Below are 15,095 nucleotides of genomic sequence, written 5' to 3' on the forward strand. Positions count from 1 at the left end.
TGATGGCACCTTGCCGTGGAGAAATGCCACGCCTCACGGTGACGTAAACGTAACGGGAACAGTTTATTGAGCGGCCTGAGGGTCGCTTAATTGTTTCTGGATGTTCGCAAAGCGGGAATTTGTCGGTGAAGTCGAGGGCGCCTTCGCGAGCAGGCTCGCTCCCACACTGGAATGCATTTCCCTGTGGGAGCGAGCCTGCTCGCGAATGGGGCAACTCGGTGCTGGATCAGACCGAGAACGTCTTCCCAGTATGGTTATTCAGCGAAATCACCTTGGTCTTGCCAATCCGGTGGCGGTAGATCTCGCGCAGGTACTTGATCGACTTCTTCACGCAATCGCGTGACAGGCGAATGTCATTGATCGAGACGAACTTGTCCTTGTCGTTGATCAACTCGCGGTATTTCTTTTCGTACATCGGTTTGATCGCGTACCAGTTGGTATCGAGGATCTTCGCCGGGTTTTCGAATTCGTTGAGCAGGTCGTCGATCCGCTCTTCGTCGAAGTCTTCCTGAATGATGAAGTCGAGAATCGAGTTATCCAGCGTCTCGTCGAAACGGTACGGATTCTTCGCGAAGCAGCGCTTGATGAACGCCACGATCAGCGTGAGGAAGTCGTCCGACAGGCACGGGCTCTTGGCGATCAGGGTGGTCAGCGACAGGTTGGCCGAAGCGCCGATCACCAGCGCATAGCGCTTGAGCGTGGTGTTGGGGAACAGGCTGTTGAGGTGGGTCTTCAACCGGTTCAGATCCATGTACGACAGTTTGTAGTCTTTCGGCAGCGAGACGATCGAGACCACCGACGAGCAATTCTTGAAGAAGTGCAGGTCGTGCAGCGCGGCGGCGTCGTAGCCGGAATTCTTGTACTGCTCCAGCGAAGCGCGATAACGCTTGGATTCGATTGGCAGCAGGCTGATGCCTTCGATCGCCTGAGTGACCTTGTTGAAGTGCGGCAGGTCGATCGAGCGGAAGAACAGGTCGTCGATGTTCAGGCGCTGCGGCTCTTTATCGAAGACCTTGAACTTGTCGCTGCTCGGCGGCGGGGTTTCCGGCACTACCGATTCAGCGTAGGCAATCGCCACCGGGCCGGCCAGACTCATGAACAGGTCGTTGGCATCCAGGCGGATGGTTTCGCCGATGTCGATGCCGGCGCGGCGGAAGTAGTTCTGGTCGTAGTCAGTGGTGACTGCCTGCGCCGTCAGAATGTTGAAGATCTGCTGCGAGATGTACTGGTTGGCGTGTTTCTCCATGGCATTGACATCAATGTTCTGGATGTTGCCGTCATCGCTTTCTTCGGCGTAACGCATGATGTCGTTGGAGATCAGCATCATCGCGTTCCACGGGCGGATACGCCCCATCACGCTGGCTTCGCTGCTGTCTTCGTTGGCGAAGTTGTAGGAGAAATCCCATTCCTCCGACAGGTATTTGCACAGCAGGCGCCCGGCGTTGATGTGCAGCGCTTCGGACATTTCGCTGCGGTGGTCGGAAATGTTCGGCAGCACGCAGATGCCGCTGGTGAAGATCGGCTCAAAGACAAACGAATGACCGCTCTTGCCGTCATGCTCGTCCATCGGCTTGGTGTCGAAGGTCTTGTTCATGTACGAGTGCTGCTGCGCCAGACCGAACTCCGAGGCCATGCCCGAACCGGTACCGCCGCCGGCACTGAAGATCGAGAAATACAGGCGCGACTGGTTGGCCTTGATTCCGCAGCTGTCGATCAGGTACGAGTGGATCATTTTCCAGTCGGGGCTGGAGAAGCGCTGGGTATCCTTGTTGAGGATGATCTTCGCCAGATACTGGCCGAGGATCGGCGCGTTACCGGCGCCACCGGCGTGGACTTCGGACAAGTCCATGATCTTCATTTTGCTGTAGTCGCGCAGGAAGCCGCTTTTCTCGCCCTTGCGCGAGAAACGGATGCGCCCGGCGATGTCCTTGTCGAGGTCGCCAAGCATCACCAGCGGTTCGACCAGAAACACCGGTTTGGTCGATTTGCTGGTGCCGATGCGCAGATTGTTCTTGATCCACTGCGCTGGGCTGTAGCCCTTGTCGGCCAGGCGTCGGTCGCTCGGGCGGTCTTCGTTGTTGAATTCGTTGAGGTAGAACTTGCGCGCGTTGTACACCAGCTCCGCCACGTCGAGGGCGATGTTGGAGCCGCAGCGACCGAGGCCGATCAGGCACACCGAGGGAAATTCCTGGTCGTTGTGCTGCTCGTTGTCGCCTTCCTGATGCGCCGGGCGCGGGAACACCGAATCGCGCAGGCCGTCGAGGTTATCGAGGATGCGGTCAGTGTTGGTTTCGGTGAAGTACAGGTATTGCTGGGTCGACAGCGGACGCGAAGGCGGCGTCGGCCTGGATGATGACGCGCTGTTCGCGGCGGGGCTCAGGGTCAGATCGGCTGTTGCACTGGCGGGGTTGTTTTTAGAGGTCATGGTGCGCCATTTACCTGGACTGGGTTGGCCCGCCGAACAGTGCCGGCGAACCTCACGGAATAAGATCTCGCGTCTTGTGTGCGCGAATACGGCCCGGGCGTCGTAGTGCTGGCTGGTCTGATCGCCGGGCGGAATCCTTTCCTGATCGTTGATGAATCGGCCATGATTCGGTGATCTTTAATCGAAAAGAGGCGAAATGATGTCAACGCTACCTTCGTTGGGGTTTGCCGGAATCGGCCTGATGGGCCTGCCGATGTGCCGGCGTCTGCTGGCGGCGGGTTACCCGCTGGCGGTGTGGAACCGCAACCCGGACAAGTGCGCACCGCTGGTTGCGGCCGGCGCCCGCCAGGTATCGAGCCCCGCCGAACTGTGCGCACACGCCGACATCGTTATGCTGTGCCTGGCCGATACCGCCGTGGTGCGTGAAGTGGTGTTTGGCACTGGCGGTGTTGCCGAAGGTGCGAAAAACGGCCAGCTATTGGTGGATTTCTCCAGTCTTGAACCGACCGCGACTCGCGAGATGGCCGCAGCGCTGGCCGAGAAAACCGCCATGGGCTGGCTCGATTCACCAGTGTCCGGCGGCGTGGTGGGCGCCGAGGCCGGCAGTCTGGCGATCATGGTTGGTGGTGCAGCGGCAGATCTTGAGCGCGTACGCCCGGTGCTGCTCAGCCTCGGTCAGCGCGTCACGCACATGGGCGGCGTTGGCGCCGGCCAGGTGACCAAGGCCTGCAACCAGATGATCGTCGCGTGCAATGCGCTGGTGATTGCCGAAGTGGTGGCGTTGGCCGAACAGGCCGGGGTCGATGCCAGTCTGATCGCCGAGGCGCTGGCCGGTGGCTTTGCTGATTCCAAGCCCTTGCAGATACTTGCCCCGCAAATGGCCGAGAGCCGTTTCGAACCGGTCAAGTGGCACGTGCGCACGCTGCTCAAGGATCTCGACACAGCAGTGAAATTTTCCCGCGAGCAGGGCTCGGCGACGCCAATCAGCGGATTGGCCGCACAGTTGATGCGCCTGCATGGGGCGCAAGGCTTTTTAGCGAAGGATCCAGCGACGCTGGTGCAAATGTATCGCGCGCCAGACTCAACGGATTGACCCCGAGCACGGGTTTGCGCTGGTTGATTTCATCGAGCACCGCGCGCAATTCGTCCAGCGGCACCGGGCGGCTGAGCAGATAACCCTGAATGAAGTCGCAGCCCGAACGTTCGAGAAACTCATATTGCTCCAGGCTCTCGACGCCCTCGGTGACCACCTGCAGATGCAGGGTGTGGGCCATGACGATGATCGCCTGCACGATCTCCATGTCCGCCGTGGCGGTGGGAATGTCGAGGATGAACGAGCGGTCGATTTTCAGGGTGTTCAGCGGCAGGCGCTTGAGGTAGGCCAGCGACGAATAGCCGGTGCCGAAATCATCGATCGACAGCGACACACCGAGGGCGCGGATTTGCCGCAGCAGCACCAGAGTGTCGGCGATATTGCCCATCAAGGCGTTTTCGGTGACCTCCAGTTCCAGGCGTTCCGGGGCAACGCCCGCCGTGTGCAAGGCGTGCTCAATCTCCTCGGCCAGCTCTTCGCGCGCCAGATTCAGCGGCGAGCAGTTCCAGGCGATTTTCAATTCGGCACAACCATGCCGCGACAGCTCGCCAAGATCCTTGCAGGCGCGGCGCAGCACCCAATTGTCCAGTTCGGCGATCAAACCGTTGTTCTCGGCGATACCTATGAAGCGATCCGGTGTGAGCAAACCGTGAACCGGATGCTGCCAGCGAATCAGCGCTTCGAGCTTGGTCACGCGTCCGGTTTTCACTTCGAAGATCGGCTGGTAGTAGAGCATCAGCGCGTTGTCTTGCCGTAGCGCACTGCGCAGTTCTTCTTCCAGTTGCAGCTCGAAACTGGCGCGGGTCTTCAGGCTGGAATTGAAGAAGTGCAGACCGTTGCGCCCGGCGCCCTTGGATTGGTACAGGGCCAGGTCGGCGTGTTTGAGCAGCTCTTCGCAGGTAGTGCCGTCTTCGGGAAACAGGCTGATGCCGATGCTGGTGGTCATCACCATGCGCCGGCCGGCCAGTTCGATCGGCTCTTTCATCTTGTGCATGATGCGCTGCGCCATACCGCGCGCCTCTTCGCGGTCGCGCAGGCTGATGAGGATGCAAAACTCGTCGCCGCCGAACCGCGCGACCACGTCTTCGTGGCTGCGCACCGAGCTCTTGATGTGCTGGGCGATGACTTTGAGCAGCGCGTCACCGGCATCATGGCCGAGGCTATCGTTGATGCGCTTGAAGTGGTCGATGTCGAGAAACATCACCGCGAGCATGCCGCCTTCGCTGGTTTTCTGGCTGAGTTTTTCGGCGAACATCTGGTTGAAACCACGGCGGTTGATCAGGTTGGTCAGCGCGTCGTAATTGGCCGCTTGCTGCAAAGACATGCGCGCCTGATCGAGTTGGCTGAGCAGGGCGTTGACCCGGCGCAGGTCGTTTTCCTTGTTCTGCAGTTTCTTGTCGGCGAGGGCGGCGCTGATCGCACTGCCGAGAATCAACAGGATGATCAGCGCCACGGTCAGGCCCAGTTGCAAATGCCCGGTTTCACTGCCGCTCGCTGCCAGGGCACCTTCGGGAAGCACCAGATCCAGCGCAGCCATGCCGGTGAAGTGCATGCTGATGATGCCGGCACCGAGAATCAGCGCCGCGCTGTACTTGAGCAATTGATGCGCGACCCCGCTGCCTTCGCTGAGATAGCGCGCCACCCAGAGCGCGGTGAAACTGGCGCCGATGGCAATCAGCACCGACAGCGCGAACAGCCCTGGCTGATAGTAGGCGGTGGCGCTCGACTTCATCGCGGCCATGCCGACGTAATGCATGCCAGCGATGCCCAAACCGATGACACACGCGGTCTTCAGGCAATGCAGCGCGCTCGGCTGCACCTCACTGAGGGTATGCATGGCCAGCCACGAGGCGAGCAGGGCGATCAGTAACGACAAGAGGGTGATGCCGAGGTCGTACTGAATATCGATGGGGGTCTGGAAGGCCAGCATGCCGATGAAGTGCATGGCCCAGATGCCGCCGGCCAGGCAGGTCGCGCCGATCCAGCGCCAGATCCGCCGCGACCCCGGATCTTCGGCATGCACCAGGCGCTCTGCCATGTCCAGGGTGGCGAAACTCGCCGCGCAGGCGACCAGATAGGCCACCATCACCAACAAAGGGTTGTGGCTGCAATCGAGGAGAATCTGCCCGCTCGCCGGCAGCTCGGCAACAAACTGCAAACCAAGCCACTCCATAGCATGCCCCGTCTCGGATTCATCTGGCCCTTGCGTCAATCAACGCAGGCGAATGAAAGCAGTATAGAGGCGGTTTTCCGGCTGCAAGCCGTAGTGGCATATTGGTGGTAATGATTTTGCCATTAGCCTCATAGCGATTTGCGCTAAGGCTCAGGCAATGCGCTCCAGCGGCAGATCATTCCAGTGTGGCGGCAAGGGGGGCAGGCCGTGGGCGGCGCGGGCCTTGTCGCAGTCGGGATTGTGCTCGCCGTTCTCCCACGACGCCTCGAACTCGCGGCAGGTGCTCGAGCGCTTGTCATAGATCGTGCAGGCCACGGCACTGCCGACCTCACCCGCCAGGGACATGCAACGCGCCGGTTTGCGATCGGTGCCGATCATTGCCACCCGGCTCGGGGTGATCTGCGCGACCAGTTCATCGGGCACCGTCCCGCCAGAGGATGAGCACTCACCCCAGAAAAAAGACACGCGAAAATGGGAACAGCAGGCACCGCAATTCAGACACGGACTGGCTTCGGACATGGGCGGGGGTATCAAAGGGATTGATCGGAAGATCCGGACGGATCCGGTGGCCATTCTAGGCTTTGCCATGGCGTTGGGAAGGGGGGCGCGAAACTATTTTTTTGTCGCCGGATTTTGCCGCGAAAGCCCCGTATGGCGGGGGATTCCAGAGTTATCAAGGGCTTACGTTTCGTTACAGTGCGATGGGTCGATATCAGGCTGACGAATGATGACAGACAGCCCCCGCGCGGCTGACTAGATTGCAGGTTCCGGGCTCGACGCGCTGGCAGTGAAGCCCTCATAACAATAAAGAGACGGACCCATGCAGAACTCGACCCAAGCGGCGAATGCCTGGCGCATTCTGTTCCTGCTGTTCCTCGCCAACCTGTTCAATTTCTTCGATCGCACCATCCCGGCGATCATCATCGAACCGATCCGCATGGAGTGGCACCTCAGCGACTTTCAGCTGGGCATCATCGGCACTGCGTTCACCATTGTTTACGCCATTGCCGGCCTGCCACTCGGGCGCATGGCCGACACCGGTTCACGCAGCAAGCTGATGGGCTGGGGCCTGGCCACCTGGAGTGCGCTGACTGCGGTCAACGGTATGGTCGGCAGTTTCTGGAGCTTTTTGATCGTGCGCATGGGCATCGGCATCGGCGAAGCCAGTTATGCACCAGCGGCCAACTCGCTGATCGGCGATCTGTTTCCGGCGCACCGTCGGGCGCGGGCGATGGGTATTTTCATGCTTGGCCTGCCGCTGGGGCTGCTGCTGGCGTTCTTCACCATCGGCGCGATGGTCAAGGCGTTCGACAGCTGGCGCGCGCCGTTCTTCATCGCCGCCGTGCCGGGGCTGATCCTCGCGGTGTTCATGTTCTTCATCAAAGAGCCGAAACGCGGCGCGGCTGAAACCGTGCAGGTCTCGCAGGAGAAAGTCGACAGGCCTATCCGCCGCGTTCTCGCTGTGCCGACCTTCCTGTGGCTGGTGATGGCCGGGCTGTGCTTCAACTTCGCGACCTATGCCTGCAACTCGTTTCTGGTGCCGATGCTGCAACGCTACTTTCTCATGCCGTTGCAGGAGGCGGCGGTGGCAACCGGGTTGATCGTTGGCGTGACGGGATTGGTCGGGCTGACCCTTGGCGGCTGGATCGCCGACAAGATCCACCAGCGCTTCGCCAGTGGGCGGCTGCTGTTTGCCGCGTTCAGCCTGATCATTTCAACGTTGTGCACAGCCTGGGCGCTGCATGCCGGGCGCATTGAGATCGGCGTGTTCGTCGCGGTGTTCAGCGTCGGCTGGCTGTTCGCGTACAACTTCTATACCTGCGTGTACACGGCGATTCAGGATGTCGTCGAACCGCGCCTGCGGGCGACGGCGATGGCGTTGTTCTTTGCCGGTTTGTATCTGCTCGGCGGCGGGTTGGGGCCGGTGGTCGTGGGTGGTCTGTCGGATCACTTCGCGCACACGGCGATGCTGGCGGCAGGGGCTGAGCAGATGACCGAAGCGTTCAAGGCTGTCGGCCTGCACGACGCTATGTACCTGATCCCCGTAGCGCTGTTCCTGACCATGGTCTTTCTGTTTCTGGCATCGCGGTGTTTTGTTCGCGATGCACGGCGGATGAAGGAGGGGTTGGTGGCGGTGGTTGAGCCTGAAATTTCTGCGGCGACTGCCTGACCGTTTTCGCGAGCAGGCTCGCTCCCACATGATCGTTCCCACGCAGAGCGTGGGAACGATCGGCCCGCATCACTGCGGGCCTCTTGGTTTTCAGCGGTGGAGCGGGGCGGTTAGCCCGCTACCAGCACCCGAATCGCTTCCAGGCGCAACGCCGCTTTGTCGAGCATCGCCAGACCTTGCTCACGCTGAGTGCGCAACGCCTCCAGTTCGCTGTCGCGCACGGTCGGGTTGACCGCCTGCAACGCGGTCAGGCGCGCCAGTTCTTCGTCAGTGTCGGCGGCCAGACGACGGCGCGCTTCAGCCACACGCTCGGCGTGACGCGGGGCGATCTTTTCTTCGCCGGCGTTGATTCGTGGCGTCAACTGATCGCGCTGAGCCTGGATGAATTTGTTGGCACTGGCGCGGGGCACGCTTTCCAGCTGATCGTTGAGGGTTTCGAACGACACCCGTGGCGACAAGTCGTTGCCATTGGCATCGAGCAGGCAACGCAGCGCCGCCGGTGGCAGGTAGCGACCCAGTTGCAGCGAGCGCGGTGCGACCACTTCGCTGACGTAGAGCAATTCCAGCAACACAGTGCCCGGCTTCAACGCCTTGTTCTTGATCAGCGCGACGGCGGTGTTGCCCATCGAACCGGACAGCACCAGATCCATGCCGCCCTGCACCATCGGGTGTTCCCAGGTGATGAACTGCATGTCTTCGCGCGACAGCGCCTGGTTGCGGTCGTAGGTGATGGTCACGCCTTCGTCGTCGCCCAGCGGGAAACTGGCGTCGAGCATCTTCTCGCTCGGCTTGAGGATCAGGGCGTTTTCCGAATGGTCTTCGCTGTCGATGCCGAAGGCGTCGAACAGGGTTTCCATGTAGATCGGCAGGGCGAACTGATCGTCCTGCTCGAGAATCGCCTCGACCAGCGCTTCACCTTCGCCAGCGCCGCCGGAGTTCAGTTCCAGCAGACGGTCGCGACCGGTGTGCAGCTCGGCTTCGAGACGCTCACGCTCGGCGCGTGCTTCGTCGATCAGCGCTTGCCACTCGCCGTCATCGGCTTCTTCGAGCAGCGGCAGCAGGCGTGGGCCGAACTGATGCTGCAAGGCGTTGCCGGTCGGGCAGGTATTGAGGAAGGCGTTGAGCGCTTCGTGGTACCACTGGAACAGGCGCTCTTGCGGGCTGGTTTCCAGGTACGGCACGTGCAGTTCGATGATGTGCTTCTGGCCGATCCGGTCGAGACGACCGATACGCTGCTCGAGCAGGTCCGGGTGCGACGGCAGATCGAACAGCACCAGATGATGAGCGAACTGGAAGTTGCGACCCTCACTGCCGATTTCCGAGCAGATCAGCACTTGCGCGCCGAACTCTTCATCAGCGAAGTAGGCGGCGGCGCGGTCACGCTCGAGGATGTTCATGCCTTCGTGGAACACCGTGGCCGGGATGCCGGAACGCACGCGCAACGCGTCTTCCAGGTCCATCGCGGTTTCGGCGTGGGCGCAGATCACCAGCACCTTGGTGCGCTTGAGCATTTTTAGCTGATCGATCAGCCACTCGACGCGCGGATCGAATTTCCACCAGCGCTCTTCTTCACTGGCTTCCGGCTGCGCCTGGAAGCTGACTTCCGGGTACAGCTCGGCGTGTTCGCCCAGTGGCAGTTCGAGGTATTCGTCCGGGCACGGCAACGGGTACGGGTGCAGTTTGCGCTCCGGGAAACCCTGCACAGCGGCGCGGGTATTACGGAACAGCACGCGGCCGGTGCCGTGGCGATCGAGCAGCTCACGCACGAGGCGGGCGCTGGCTTCAGTATCGCCATCGTTGACGGCGGTGAGCAGGGCTTCGCCTTCATTGCCGAGGAAACCGTGAATGGTCTTGTGCGCTTCGGCGGAGAGACGGCCCTTGTCGAGCAGTTCCTGCACCGCTTCGGCGACCGGGCGATAGTTGTCGCTCTCGGCGCGGAACGCGGCCAGGTCGTGGAAACGATTCGGGTCAAGCAGGCGCAGACGGGCGAAGTGGCTGTCCTGACCGAGTTGTTCCGGGGTGGCGGTGAGCAGCAGCACGCCGGGAATCACTTCGGCCAGTTGCTCGACCAGCGAATATTCCGCGCTGGCCTTGTCTTCATGCCAGACCAGGTGATGCGCTTCGTCCACCACCATCAGGTCCCAACCGGCAGCGAACAAGGCGTCCTGCGCCTTCTCGTCGTCGACCAGCCACTCCAGCGCGACCAGCGCCAGTTGCGTGTCTTCGAACGGGTTGGTGGCATCGCTTTCGATGAAGCGTTCTTCGTCGAACAGCGCGACCTGCAGATTGAAGCGGCGGCGCATCTCCACCAGCCACTGATGCTGGAGGTTTTCCGGGACAAGGATCAGCACGCGGTTGGCGCGGCCCGAGAGCAGTTGGCGGTGGATGACCAGACCGGCTTCGATGGTTTTACCCAGACCCACTTCGTCCGCCAGCAATACGCGCGGGGCGATACGGTCGGCGACTTCGCGGGCGATGTGCAACTGGTGCGCGATCGGTTGCGCACGCACGCCACCCAGACCCCACAGCGAGGACTGCAACTGGCGGCTGGTGTGTTCAAGAGTGTTGTAGCGCAGGGAGAACCACGGCAGCGGGTCGATCTGTCCGGCGAACAGGCGGTCGCTGGCCAGACGGAACTGAATGAAGTTCGACAACTGGGTTTCCGGCAGGGTGACGACTTCGTTCTGCCCGTTGAGGCCGTGATAGACCATCAGCCCGTCGACGTCGTCGACCTGCTGCACGGTCATCTTCCAGCCTTCGAAATGGGTGATGGAGTCGCCCGGCGAGAACCGCACGCGGGTCAGGGGCGCATTCCGTAGCGCGTACTGGCGGGTTTCGCCAGTGGCCGGGTAAAGCACGGTCAGCAAGCGGCCGTCCTGTGCCAGAACGGTGCCTAAACCAAGCTCTGCTTCGCTGTCACTGATCCAGCGTTGCCCCGGTTGATACTGCTGCGCCATGCTGCCTGACTCCCACCTTGAAAAAGCGGGCTATCTTAACGGAATGAGGGCTTCAGGGCCAAAGATTACTGGCGTAGGAGCAGCCGAAGGCTGCGATCTTTTGATCTGTGGGAACACTTGGGTTTTGCGTTGTCCCATGAAAGATCGCAGCCTGCGGCAGCTCCTTCGGGTGCGAGGTGCATCACACAATTACGACAGGCGGCTCAAGGCGCCTGCACCCCAGCCGATAGCCTGCAGACAGGAGACCTTTATATGTTGCCACCGATGCTCCCCTTGAGCGCCGTGCCGATCACTTCCCAGCAGGATCCGATCCGCCAGCGGCCGGACATCCCGCCGGTGGTGCCGGTGCAGGAAAGCTCCAACGAAAGCACGATCGATCTGCAGAAGCGTGATCCGGAAGAGGATCGTCTGCTGGCGCGAGAAGAACAGCGCCGCCAACAGGAACGTGACCGCCGACGTCGCGAGGCCGATGAGGATCCGGAAGAGCATCTGGCCGTGCCGGGCACTGAGCTCAATGCCGATAACACCGTGCCGGTGGTGCCGCTGATAGACGATCAGCCGCGTCAGGGCTTGTGGGTCGATATCGAGATTTGAACAGTGACTGGTCAGCGCCTGCGCCAGGCGGCATGATTGGCGCAATCCTGTCGGTGACGGCAGCTGTGATCTCTTCTGCGATGTGCCGGACGCCATGAGCCAAGACGACAAACTGATCGACCTCAGCACTGAACGCGCCAAGCGAGTGCATGACCTCAACGAAAAGCGCCTGAACGAAGTGCGCCAGGCTTTCGAGCAGGCGATGCCGTTGGGAAAAGCCAAGAAAAAGTCGAAGAACAAACCGAAAAAGCGTTGATCTCCCGCTGCATTGGTTGATGCAGATCAGTTATTTCCCCTCCTTTATTTCCCTTCGTTGCGGATATTGATCCTGATCAATATGTGCGCCTGTGTGTTTGTTAATTTGAGTCCATCGCAGCAAAGCAAAGCAAAGCAGGGCCGGGAGGTCAGTCATGTTTTTCGATAACGTGGTGTTTGCCGGGGTTCTCACGGTGGGGCTCATGGTGCTGTTTTTTGCAGGGTTTGGATTTTTTATCTGGAAGGATGCGCATAAGCGGCGCAAGTGAGTTCTTCTGGATTGATGGGCACGCAAGGCATTTTGGGGCGACTTCGGTTGCCCCTTTTTTTGTGCCTTGGCGGCCTTTGGGCCGACTAGGCTGTTGGGGGTTTGGGTGAATATCCGTTGCTTCGGTAGCGGCTGCTGGCGGTTTCGCCTGACGGCGACTTACTTTTTTACAAGCGCCTAAAAAAGTAAGCAAAAAACGCTAGCTCCTGCGTTCGGCCCTCGCAGGCTCGGGTCCCTTCGCTCCGGGACTGATCCGGGCGCAGCGGCTACGGTTTGCTTCGCTGCACCTCCTTCCGCTGTGTCTGGCTGCGCCAGACGGTCGCTGCGCTCCCACGCCCGGATCAATCCCTCCGCTCAGCCTTCCGACGTCGCCGGTGGATCAAGATCAAAAGCGTTACTCGAGCTTGCGCTCATTGTTGAGTGGTTAGAAGCGTCGCATGGCTTGAGATTTTCGGTGGATTCGCCCCTCACCCCAGCCCTCTCCCGAGGGAGAGGGAGCCGATTTTTGCGGTGTTCAAAACCTGCATTCGACTCGGTATCGCAAGTCGGCGTGTTTCGCCCAAACACCTCGGTCAGTCCCCTCTCCCTCTGGGAGAGGGCTAGGGTGAGGGGCTCTTGATCTGGCTTTGGCTTTTGCTTTTGATCTTTTGCCCCTTCGGCAGGCTTCGTTACGGGATCGATCCGGGGGTGGGAGCGTAGCGACCGTACGACGCAGTCGTACACAGCGAGTGTAGGTGCAGCGAAGCCAACCGGAGCCGCTGCGCCCGGATCGGTCCCGTAACGAAGGTACCCCGAGCCCCAGCGAGCGGGCCGTACGCCGGGGCAAAGCCTTTTGGGTTACCTTTTCGGCGTTTGGAAAAGGTGACTCGCTGTAAGAGCGAAACCGCCAGCGGCAGCACCCGCAGCAACGGATATGCCCCCAATCCAAAAAACAAAAAAGGCGCGATTCCAAAGAATCGCGCCTCCTTCACAAGCAACAATCGATCAACTACCCAAAGCCTTCGAAGCCAACCAGAACAACCCGGCCGACAGCGCCACGGTCGCAGGCAAGGTCAACACCCAGGCCAGCAGAATAGTCTTGACCGTGCCACCCTGCAGGCCGCTCTTGTTGGCAACCATGGTCCCGGCCACACCCGAAGACAACACATGAGTGGTCGACACCGGCAGGCTGAAAATGTTGGCCATGCCGATCAGGCTGGCGGTGGTGATCTGCGCCGACATGCCCTGGGAATAGGTCATGCCCTGCTTGCCGATCTTCTCGCCAATGGTCAGCACTACGCGCTTCCAGCCGACCATGGTGCCCAGGCCCAGTGCCAGGGCGACCGCCAGAATCACCCAGAACGGGGCGTATTCAGTGGTGGTGGTCAGGTCTTTGCGCAGCTTGTCGAGGTCAGCCTTTTCACGGGCTTCCAGGCCTGGCAGCTTGCCGACTTTCTTCGCCGTGTCGTCCAGGCAGAGCAGGTAGCGACGCACTTCGATGCGGCTGTCCGACGACAGCGAATGGTAGTCCGCTACACCTTTGAGGGTATGCAGCAGGGCGGTGATGGTCGGTTCGGTCTGCTGCGGGTTGCAGCGGAATTTCTCCGGCAGGTCGCCTTCCACGCTCTTGCCCAGGGCCAGGAACTCACCCAGCGAATCGGCGTTGCGCTGGTAGAACTGGCTCAGGTGCAGGGTCGCGTCGCGGGTGCGTTCGATCTGGTAGGTGGTGCTGTTCAGATCGAGTACGAACTGCGCCGGGACGATACCGATCAGCACCAGCATGATCAGGCCGATGCCTTTCTGGCCGTCGTTGGAACCGTGCACGAAGCTCACGGCCATGGCCGAGATCACCAGGACCAGACGGTTCCAGAACGGCGGGTGCTTTTTGTCGTCGATCTTGCGGCGCTGTTCCGGCGTCTTGTGCATCTTCGACAGCGGGCGCCACCATTTCAGGCCGATCAGCACCAGCGCGGCGATGAGGAAGCCGGCCATCGGCGAGAACACCAGCGAGGCGCCGATGTCGATCGCTTTCTGCCAGTTCACGCCATCTCTCAACGGAATGTCGTTGATCAGTGCGTTGGCCAGACCGACGCCGAGGATCGAGCCGATCAGGGTGTGCGAGCTGGAAGCCGGGATACCGAAGTACCAGGTGCCCAAATTCCAGGCGATTGCCGCGGCGAGCAACGAGAACACCATCGCCAGGCCATGGCCGGTGTTCACATTGATCAGCAGTTCAACCGGCAGCAGGTGGACGATGGCATAAGCCACGCCAACGCCGCCCAGCAGCACGCCGAGGAAATTGAACACACCGGAAAAGAACACCGCCAGGTGTGGCGGCATGGCTTTGGTGTAGATAACAGTGGCTACCGCGTTAGCGGTGTCATGAAATCCATTGATGAACTCGAAGGCGAGGACAAACGTCAGGGCGAGCAAGAGGCTCACAAGCACCCAAGCATCCAGTCCGCTGAATAAATCGATCATGAAGGTTTTCTGACCCGGTCGTAAGGGGGCGCGATTATGCCAGAAAAGACAGGAAATCGATGCCCCGTCTGCTCACTGGTCACACCCTTCTTCGATTTAATTTGTTGCAGGGCGTGAAAACCAAGCAGCACGCAGGGTTTTTCAACTACTTGATTTTATTGAATAAACTATATTTTCGAGCCGTTTTTTCAGACATCGCAAAGGCTCAAACGCTTGTCTGAAATATCTCTGAAACCTGTGGGACGCTCGTTCATAAGCCGTAGAACAGCGATGCAGCCGCTGCCCGCGGTTAGCGGGCGCGCGAGGTGTCGTCTTCCACCGCGCTGTGGCTCAGGCGGACGCCGACTTTCGAATGCTCAACCGCCGTGGCTCATGGCTCTTCGGCTTTGAGTTCCTTTTCGATCTTTTCGATTTCCTGCTTGAACACCTGATCCTGAACAGTAGGGCGCTTGCGCCATGCCTTGCGTTCCGGTTCCGGCTGAGCGGCGTAGGTGGTGACTTCCCCGCCGTAAACTTCCTTGTAACGTTGTTCCTGGCGCTCTAGTTCCGCGCGCAGTTCGTCTTTCGTCACGGTGCTACCTGTATGAGTTGAATTGAATATCCGGTGAAACACACTGCAACGAGTCAATTGAGCGAACCCGCCAGTCATCCACAGCCCGATCAGGCGCGGAGACATTGCAGAGGCGATCAAGACTTCCGT

11 protein-coding genes are annotated in these 15,095 nt (G+C 60.3%); 5 read left to right on the forward strand and 6 right to left on the reverse strand.

Features of this window, described 5'->3' with window-relative positions; all coding sequences use genetic code 11:
• Window positions 1-226 precede the first annotated feature (226 nt).
• A complete protein-coding gene (locus AB9L16_RS05655) occupies window positions 227-2,425 on the reverse strand; it encodes a hypothetical protein (RefSeq protein ID WP_150636431.1) in 2,199 nt (732 codons plus the stop codon).
• A 196-nt stretch (window positions 2,426-2,621) separates the two neighbouring features.
• Between AB9L16_RS05655 and AB9L16_RS05660 the strand changes: the two genes are divergently transcribed.
• On the forward strand, window positions 2,622-3,518 hold the full coding sequence (locus AB9L16_RS05660) for an NAD(P)-dependent oxidoreductase (RefSeq protein ID WP_252887421.1): 897 nt from the start codon (window positions 2,622-2,624) through the stop codon (window positions 3,516-3,518).
• Here the strand turns inward: AB9L16_RS05660 and AB9L16_RS05665 are convergent.
• Entirely contained in the window at window positions 3,409-5,691 is a 2,283-nt protein-coding gene (locus AB9L16_RS05665; RefSeq protein WP_150636432.1) for a bifunctional diguanylate cyclase/phosphodiesterase, read from the reverse strand. The genes AB9L16_RS05660 and AB9L16_RS05665 overlap by 110 nt on opposite strands.
• Before the next feature lie 150 nt (window positions 5,692-5,841).
• The gene (locus tag AB9L16_RS05670) at window positions 5,842-6,210 is read right to left on the reverse strand and encodes a YkgJ family cysteine cluster protein (RefSeq protein ID WP_024011928.1); all 369 of its coding nucleotides are present in this window, start codon (window positions 6,208-6,210) and stop codon (window positions 5,842-5,844) included.
• 301 nt (window positions 6,211-6,511) lie between these two features.
• On the opposite strand from AB9L16_RS05670, the gene AB9L16_RS05675 reads away from it, so the two are divergent.
• On the forward strand, window positions 6,512-7,861 hold the full coding sequence (locus AB9L16_RS05675) for an MFS transporter (RefSeq protein WP_315435949.1): 1,350 nt from the start codon (window positions 6,512-6,514) through the stop codon (window positions 7,859-7,861).
• Between the two features lie 110 nt (window positions 7,862-7,971).
• On the opposite strand, the gene rapA is transcribed toward AB9L16_RS05675, so the two are convergent.
• Complete coding sequence (gene rapA, locus AB9L16_RS05680; RefSeq protein WP_041478023.1) at window positions 7,972-10,818, reverse strand: RNA polymerase-associated protein RapA; 2,847 nt, start codon at window positions 10,816-10,818, stop codon at window positions 7,972-7,974.
• Window positions 10,819-11,070: 252 nt separating this feature from the next.
• On the opposite strand from rapA, the gene AB9L16_RS05685 reads away from it, so the two are divergent.
• From AB9L16_RS05685 to ccoM, 3 genes are all read left to right on the forward strand, one after another.
• On the forward strand, window positions 11,071-11,412 hold the full coding sequence (locus AB9L16_RS05685) for a hypothetical protein (protein WP_024011931.1): 342 nt from the start codon (window positions 11,071-11,073) through the stop codon (window positions 11,410-11,412).
• A 94-nt stretch (window positions 11,413-11,506) separates the two neighbouring features.
• Window positions 11,507-11,668 (forward strand): hypothetical protein, encoded by a 162-nt coding sequence (locus AB9L16_RS05690; RefSeq protein WP_016771347.1) that lies wholly within the window; start codon window positions 11,507-11,509, stop codon window positions 11,666-11,668.
• A 154-nt stretch (window positions 11,669-11,822) separates the two neighbouring features.
• Window positions 11,823-11,936, forward strand: coding sequence for a cytochrome c oxidase subunit CcoM (gene ccoM / locus AB9L16_RS05695; protein WP_016771346.1), 114 nt, complete (start codon window positions 11,823-11,825; stop codon window positions 11,934-11,936).
• A gap of 983 nt (window positions 11,937-12,919) precedes the next feature.
• Here the strand turns inward: ccoM and AB9L16_RS05700 are convergent.
• Both AB9L16_RS05700 and AB9L16_RS05705 read right to left on the reverse strand, forming a co-directional pair.
• Window positions 12,920-14,395 carry an inorganic phosphate transporter gene (locus tag AB9L16_RS05700; RefSeq protein WP_016771345.1) on the reverse strand — a complete coding sequence of 492 codons (1,476 nt, stop codon included), beginning with the start codon at window positions 14,393-14,395 and terminating at the stop codon, window positions 12,920-12,922.
• A 370-nt stretch (window positions 14,396-14,765) separates the two neighbouring features.
• Window positions 14,766-14,966, reverse strand: coding sequence for a hypothetical protein (locus AB9L16_RS05705; protein ID WP_008080067.1), 201 nt, complete (start codon window positions 14,964-14,966; stop codon window positions 14,766-14,768).
• Between the last annotated feature and the right edge of the window lie 129 nt (window positions 14,967-15,095).

It is taken from the genome of Pseudomonas sp. LW8, from assembly GCF_041956865.1.
Taxonomy (GTDB): Bacteria; Pseudomonadota; Gammaproteobacteria; order Pseudomonadales; family Pseudomonadaceae; genus Aquipseudomonas; species Aquipseudomonas siliginis.